We start from the raw sequence: 6,769 nt of genomic DNA, 5'->3' as shown, positions 1-6,769 counted from the left end.
ATGCGTCAGATCTCATCACCCCACGGACGTGCCACCGCCGTGGTCCCCTTGCATTCGCTCAACGCCGTCACCCCCAGGCACACGCCGACCGCGGACGCGCGATTCGCCGATTCGCCAAACGCCGGAAGCGCCCGTGATCCGGCTCCCGTCTGGTTGTGAGGAGCGTGCGGCCGGGACGACACGCCGGGCGGGCGCAGGGGCGGTCAGCACCGTGCTTTCGCGGCAGGTCGTCAGCCTCCAGGAATGTGCCCCGCTAGGTGCCGACGAGAGCCGGCGCTCCCGGCTGGTAGGCGCAGGCCGGGTCTGAGGCGAGGTAGTCGCCGGTCGCGGCGAAGGCGCGGGAGCGGGAGCCGCCGCAGATCTGTTTGAAGCGGCAGGCGCCGCACTTCCCCTTGAGGCGCGCGGGATCGCGCAGGGCCTGAAAGATGGGGTGGTTGCGGTAGAGATCGACGATCGAGCTTGTTCGGACGTTGCCGGTGGCCAGTGGGAGGAAGCCGCTGGGCCAGACCTCGCCGAGGTGCGACACGAAGCAGAAACCATTCCCCGCGTTGACCGCCTTGGGCGCGCGGCTGATGCCGTCGCCTCCCTGGAAGCCGAGGCCCGACACCGGCCCCATGCCGCGCTGCGCGAGCACGCGCCGGAGGTGATACCCCTCCGTCAGCTTCAGGTTCCAGCGAGCGGTCCGGCTCCGGTCGATGAGCCAGTTGAAGACCTCCTCGTACTCGTCCGGGCTGAGTGGTTCGAGAACCTCGCCTCTCCCGACCGGCACCAGGCAGAAGACCGCCCAGACGACCGCGCCCAGTTCGTCGGCGAGGTCTGCCAGGCGGGGCAGCTCTCCGAGCGTCTGGCGGCAGAGGGTGGTGTGGATCTGGACCGGCAGCTCGAGGTCGTGCGCGTGGCGGACGATCTCCAGCGTCCAGCCGAACGAGCCGGGCACACGCCGGAAGGCATCGTGGGTCTCGGGGGTGGCCCCGTCGAAGCTCACGGCGATCCGCGCCACGCCGGCCTCCTTCGCCGCGGCGAGTCGGTTGTAGCTGGCAAGGGGCGTACCCGCCGGCGTGAGCGTGACGGGGATGCCGCGCCCGGTGGCGTGGGCGATGAGGTCGATCACGTCGGGTCGGCGCAGCGGGTCGCCGCCGGTCAGGATCAGAATGGGCGGGATTTCGAACCGGGCGATCTCGTCGATCAGCCGGAACGCCTCCTCCGTGGTCAACTCCCCCGGATGGCGTCGGAGTTGGGCGTCCGCGCGACAGTGGACGCAGGCCAGATTGCAGGCACGCGTCAACTCCCAGGCGAGCACGAACGGCTGCCGGGCCAAGTCGATCGCGGCCAGGTCGGGCTTCCGCGGCCGGTCCGCCGGCGCGGCGGCACGCGGGTGATCCGGCCGGTGGGAGTGGGCGCCCGGTGTTTCCGTCATGAGACTTCCTCCTCGCTGCCTCGCTGCGGGCTGCTGGGACGACGTGGGTGGCCCAGCGAACCGGTTGGGCCATATCTGAGGAGGATGCTGTCATGGCCCGAAGGGCGGACCGGCCCTGCGGGTAGTTTCGTCCTACCCGCCGGGGTGGTTTTTCGGGGAGACCCCGGCGCGGGGGCCGGCTGTGGTCAGAGCGTGCGGGGTTGTTTCGGAAATTTGACGCGCCCCGGCCGATACTCCGGTGTATCCTTGGGGATGACGTAATGTCGGGCGGGGCCGGCGACGGCGTCGCTGTTCGGCATGCCGCGCGCGGCTCGGGGAAGGGAGACCGCGCGCCCGGCTGAAACGATGTGCAGGACAGGTAGGCGGCGATGCGAGATCGGGTCAAACGTCCGCGGGCTCTCCGCCGGTTGGCGGTCGCAGCGACGGTCGGGATGTTCCTCGTCCTGATCGCCGGCGCCACGGTGACCAGTACCGGGTCGGGAGCCGGCTGTGGGCGTTCCTGGCCGCTCTGCCATGGGCGGGCCCTTCCTCAGTTCACCCTGGAGTCGATCATCGAGTACTCCCACCGGGCGGTAACCGGGGTGGAGGGCTTGCTCATCGTCGCGCTGGCGATCGGCGCCTGGCGCGGGTGGCGGCAGCGGAGCGAAGTGCGCGTGCTGGTGCCGCTGATGATCGGTTTCCTGGTGTTGCAGTCGATTCTGGGGGCCTGGGCGGCCGTCTACGGGCAGCAGCCCGCCACGATGGCGCTCCACTTCGGTATCTCGCTGACGGCGTTCGCCAGCGTCATGCTCCTCGCCGTCTTCCTCTATGAGGTGGAGGGGTTCGAGGCGATGCGGAACCGGCCGGTCCCGGCGGGGCTGCGCTGGTTGATCTGGGGCACGCTGGGCTACACCTACCTGCTCGTCTACCTCGGCGCCTACGTGCGCCACACCCGCTCCAGCCTCGCCTGCATCGACTGGCCGCTCTGTAACGGCCAGGTGTGGCCCGGGTTCAGCGGACCGGTCGGCATTATGTTCGCCCACCGGCTGGCGGCTGTGGCCGGCACACTCCTGGTCGCAGCGCTCGTTGTCTGGACCTGGCGCCTGCGCCGAACACGGCCCGATCTCTTCTGGTCGGCGGTCGCCGCGCTGGGACTCATCCTGCTCCAGTCGATCAGCGGCGGGGTCGTGGTGCTGAGCAAGTTGCAGGTCTACAGCACGATCACCCACGCCGGGCTGGCGACGCTCCTGTTCGGGGCGCTGAGCTACATGTGCTACCGCACGCTGCCGTTGCCGTCCGAGCGCGTCATCACCCGGCCCACGGGTGAGCGGGCAAGCCCGGCGCTCGGCACCGGCGCACCGCAGCGATAACCCACCAAAGCGCAGGCGTACCAGCATCCCCCTACGTTCGTAGGGGGATGTTCGTCTGGCGGACCCTCGCTATACTCCGATAAAGGGTCCTGGACAATCGACCGTATCGGCCGTCGGGGAAAAGGGGGTACGCATGCTCGCTTTCGTCCGATCCTCCTGGTCCTCCTGGCGTCTCATTCTGGCTGCAGGGTTCGTCGTTGCGCTTCTGCTGCCGACCGGGACCGCGCGGGCGGCCGAGTACGGCGAGCCGGTGCCCGGGCAACACATCTACGACACCACCGGCCTGCTCACCCCCGACGAGATCGCCGACTTGGAGGCGCGCGCCGCGGCCGTTGAAGCCGCCGGTGCTCCGATCGTCGTCTACCTTCAGGCCCGCGACGCTTCCCAGAGTGAGACCGAGGCCGAGGCCCGCGCCCTGATGGACGCCTGGGATGTGCAGTCAGCCCCCGGTGCTCATGATGGCGTCGTGATGTTCTTCAACCTCAGGCCCGGAAATCTCCGTCGTGGCCAGGTATTCATCTACGCCGGAGAAAAGCACTACGACGGCGGAAACCTCCCTGAGTCGGAGCTCCAACGCATCATCGATGAGGAGATGATTCCGCTCCTCCGGGACAACCAGACGGCTGAGGGGATCGGGGCTGGGCTCGACGCGATTGCCCACTCGCTGACCAACGGCCCACCGAAGCAGCCGGTGCACAAGTGGCTCGCCCGGCTGGTCACCGCCGGACGGTTCAGCATTGCCAATATCGTCTCTGCCGCGGTAGGCATGTTCATGTTCCTTGTCGGTCTGGCCACATACCAGGCGCGGTCGATCAGCCGCAGTCCGGTCGTGCCTACTACCAAGAAGCCGGATGACACGCCTCCGGCCATTGCCGGGGCCCTCGTCTCGGGCCGGGTCATCCACCACCAACTGGAAGCGACACTGATCGATCTCGCCCAGCGTGGAGCGCTTGCCATCGAACCGGCCGGCGGTGGGACTGTTCAGCTCCGCCTGGTTGATCGGAGCCGTATCAAGGCGCCCTTCGAGCTTGCCCTCTGGACAAGCCTCGAACTTGCGAGCCGGGGAACCGGTGTGGTCCCGGGCGAGGTGCTTGGGGAGCTGTGGAGGTTCTGGGGCCGGGCGCGCGCCGAGGTCCGTTCCCAGTTGGAAGCAAGTGGCCTCTTCGATCGCGAGGGGATCAGTCGCCGCCCGGTGCGCCTCGCCATGGTGGTGGCCGTGCCCGTTTTCCTAGCCGTGATCGCTGCCGAGTCCGTCGCGCATGGCTCCAGCATGTCGTTTGGCGCGGTCTTGATCGCCCTGGGGGTACTAGGGGCCATGTTGCTCTCTGCGCGTGTGCCCGAGACCACGCCGCTCGGTCAGAGCATGGCCGTCCCATGGCGCGGCTACAAGGAGGGCATCGTCGCGGCGGCGTACAATCGCTCTGCCGAGCTCGACCTGGACGAGGCGCTCCCCTACGCGGTCGCGTTCGGCGTCGTTGATAAGCTGGATAAGCACATCCGCGAGGCGAGCGCTGCCGGCTGGCAACCGCTCTGGTTCAACATGACGAGGCGGTCCTCGAGCAGCAGCGGGGACGACTTCTATTACTACTGGCAAGACTTCCACCGGTCCACCAGACGGTCTTCGTCCTCTTCCTCCTCCTCGAGCGACAGCGCGTCCTCCGGCGGCGGTGGTGCGGGTGGGCGCTTCTAGGCACGACGGGCGGCGGTTGGCTCCTACCGGGTAAGCCGGACTACGGTTCGAACCGATACCGCTCCAGGAGGAGGAAGCCGTCGGCATCGGCGCCGGGGACTGCGAGCGGCCGGCCATCGGCGTTGAGCAGGGCCACCCGGAGATTCAGCGGCTCCGTCGCGGCCGGGATATCGAGTGTTGCCACCGTCAGGGCGATCATGGGTTGCCCGGGCTCCGTGGCCGGCAGCGCCAGCCGCGCCTCGCTGATCGACTCGCCGGCCAACTGCACGGCCGCCGTGTGGGGTGCGCTGCCCGGCGGCAATGCCCAGGCGAGCACCAGCGCCACCCGGCCGCCCTCCAGCGGTGTCAGCCGGAACCCCTCAAAGACGGTGCCGTCTCCCCATGGGATCGTCGGCACGCTGAGCGGGATGTCCCGTCCCAGGCGCTCGTCGATGCGGTAGACACGGTACAGCTCGGCACCGTCGGCGTCGTGGGCAACTTCTACCGGCGGAATCCCCGCGAAGATCTCCAACAGGTGGGGATCGACCGGCGTCGCGGCGGGCACGACCAGCCAGCCGCGCCGCACTCCGGCCGCCGGCTCGCCGGGCAGGAGCAGCAGGTGCCGCCCGTCGACGTCCACCCGCGCTGCGTCGCCGGACAGGAAGCGCACGAGCGCGACGTGGCCGTAGGTGCTGTAGACCACCGTCCCATCCGGGGGCAGATCCCGGATCGCCGCCAGTGAGTCGACCACTCCAGCATCCAGCGCCCGCGCCGTTGCCGGGTCCGCGGCCCAGCCCGCGAAGTAGCGCCACGGCCCGATCACCACCGTCGGCGCGAGGGTGCCGACCACCATTCCGGTCATCACCACGCGCCCCCAGCGGCCGGGGGCGCGCTCGACGGCTGCCCGCATGCCGAGCACCGGCAGGAGGGTGAGCAGCGGCAGCGCCGGGAGCAGCCGCCCGGGGTGGCCGGGGTCGACCAGCGCGGCCGGGAGGAGCAGCAGCGCGCCCCAGATGATGGCGACCGTCGCCAGCGGCCGCTGGGCGCGCCGCATCGCGACCACGCCTCCCAGCAGCGCCCAGGGCACCAGCCACGGGTCGAAGAGCGGTGCATCCGGCAGGTTCAGCGCGGGGTCCGGCGCGCCGGGCCAGACGACCCGGGCGAGTGTCGTCCCGTAGCCGTGGAGCGTCTCGGTGATGCTGGCAGCGGCATCGCCCGGGAGGCCGGGCGTGGGCGACCAGAAGCCGAGGCGTTCCGCCGCATTGCCCCGACCCGCGATCATCGGCAGCGCAGCCAGGGTGGCGACCAGGAGCGCGATCGCGATTCCCGGTGCCACATCTCCGTCGCTCCCGCTCCGCTGTGCCCGCCACAGCGCCGCACCCAGCGTGATGAGGAGCAGCGCGGGCACGATCCGCAGCACCGGGTCTGCGGCGAACGCGACCGCTGCGGCCAGTCCGGCCAACACGTACCACGGGAGCGCGAGGCGCAGCGGCCTGCGGATCGCCTCCAGCAGCAGCCAGAGCAGTGCCGCCAGTCCCGCGGCGCCCACGGCGGGGCTCAAGCCCAACCGGCCGAAGAGGAGCGGCCAGAAGCCCCCCGCGAGCAGCGCGCTCCCGGCCAGCCCCCATACCGGACCGGCCGCGCGCCGCAGCCAGAGCGCGGTGAAGCCCACCATCGCCGTCCCGGCCAGCGCCGCGCCCAGCGCCGGCGTCGCCGCGTCGAAGCCGGTGAGGCGGCCCACCAGGGCGATGAGCGCAGCGAGCGGGACCGAAGCGACGTCCGCATCACGCAGCGCCACCGCAATCCCGCTCTCCACCAAGGCCCGCGCGAGCAACCCGTGCTCGGCCGCCGCACCGGGCAGTCCCGGCGGCAGATCGCCGAGCCGGACCACCCGCAGAGCCCCGGCAGCGAGCAGGATCACCAGCAGCCCGGCGGCGAAGCCGGGTCGGGGCAGACGATCGTCCTTGGCCGGAGGTGTTCGTTCACTCACGCCCCGGCATTCTACCCGCGCGTGACGGTGAAGGCGATGGGCAAGGGATGGTTGAGAGTGATTCGGCAACGCGAGGTGTGGTGGAAAGGTTTTCGGGCCGTGATAGGTGCCTGGGCGGGGGGCGAGAAGGTCCCGCGCCGTGGTGTGTGCCCGGGCGGGTGGTGTGAGGATCCCCGCGCGGTGGTTAGGGGCCGGGGCTAAAGCCGCCGGGCTCACAACGAAAGCTGGCTAAAGCCGGCTGGGGGCGACCGCAAGGGGACGGGGGCGGTGAGAGGAGCATCAAGGTCGGCCCGTGCCCGGGGGTAACGGAGTTTGATGAATTATTTGGGTGTCCGTGCTTGGCT

4 protein-coding genes are annotated in these 6,769 nt (G+C 70.2%); 2 read left to right on the top strand and 2 right to left on the bottom strand.

Annotated features, from left to right (window positions below):
* Positions 1-253: 253 nt before the first annotated feature.
* Entirely contained in the window at positions 254-1,417 is a 1,164-nt protein-coding gene (locus IRZ30_RS14510) for a TIGR04053 family radical SAM/SPASM domain-containing protein (protein ID WP_294086180.1), read from the bottom strand.
* A 368-nt stretch (positions 1,418-1,785) separates the two neighbouring features.
* On the opposite strand from IRZ30_RS14510, the gene IRZ30_RS14505 reads away from it, so the two are divergent.
* Positions 1,786-2,766, top strand: a complete 981-nt coding sequence (locus IRZ30_RS14505) for a heme A synthase (RefSeq protein ID WP_294086179.1) — start codon at positions 1,786-1,788, stop codon at positions 2,764-2,766.
* 133 nt (positions 2,767-2,899) lie between these two features.
* Complete coding sequence (locus IRZ30_RS14500; RefSeq protein WP_294086178.1) at positions 2,900-4,456, top strand: TPM domain-containing protein; 1,557 nt, start codon at positions 2,900-2,902, stop codon at positions 4,454-4,456.
* Positions 4,457-4,496: 40 nt separating this feature from the next.
* On the opposite strand, the gene IRZ30_RS14495 is transcribed toward IRZ30_RS14500, so the two are convergent.
* Positions 4,497-6,425, bottom strand: coding sequence for a hypothetical protein (locus tag IRZ30_RS14495; RefSeq protein WP_294086177.1), 1,929 nt, complete (start codon positions 6,423-6,425; stop codon positions 4,497-4,499).
* Between the last annotated feature and the right edge of the window lie 344 nt (positions 6,426-6,769).

It is taken from the genome of Sphaerobacter sp. (assembly GCF_019683595.1).
Taxonomy (GTDB): domain Bacteria; phylum Chloroflexota; class Chloroflexia; order Thermomicrobiales; family Thermomicrobiaceae; genus Sphaerobacter.
The sequence above is the reverse complement of the archived record's forward strand: the minus strand, read 5'-3'. Positions and strand labels throughout refer to the sequence as shown.

What these genes read in the sequence shown, in the direction of transcription:
- IRZ30_RS14510 (WP_294086180.1), bottom strand. Translation starts at nt 1,417, where the DNA reads ATGACGGAAACACCGGGCGCCCACTCCCACCGGCCGGATCACCCGCGT.
- IRZ30_RS14500 (WP_294086178.1), top strand. Translation starts at nt 2,900, where the DNA reads ATGCTCGCTTTCGTCCGATCCTCCTGGTCCTCCTGGCGTCTCATTCTG.
- IRZ30_RS14505 (WP_294086179.1), top strand. Translation starts at nt 1,786, where the DNA reads ATGCGAGATCGGGTCAAACGTCCGCGGGCTCTCCGCCGGTTGGCGGTC.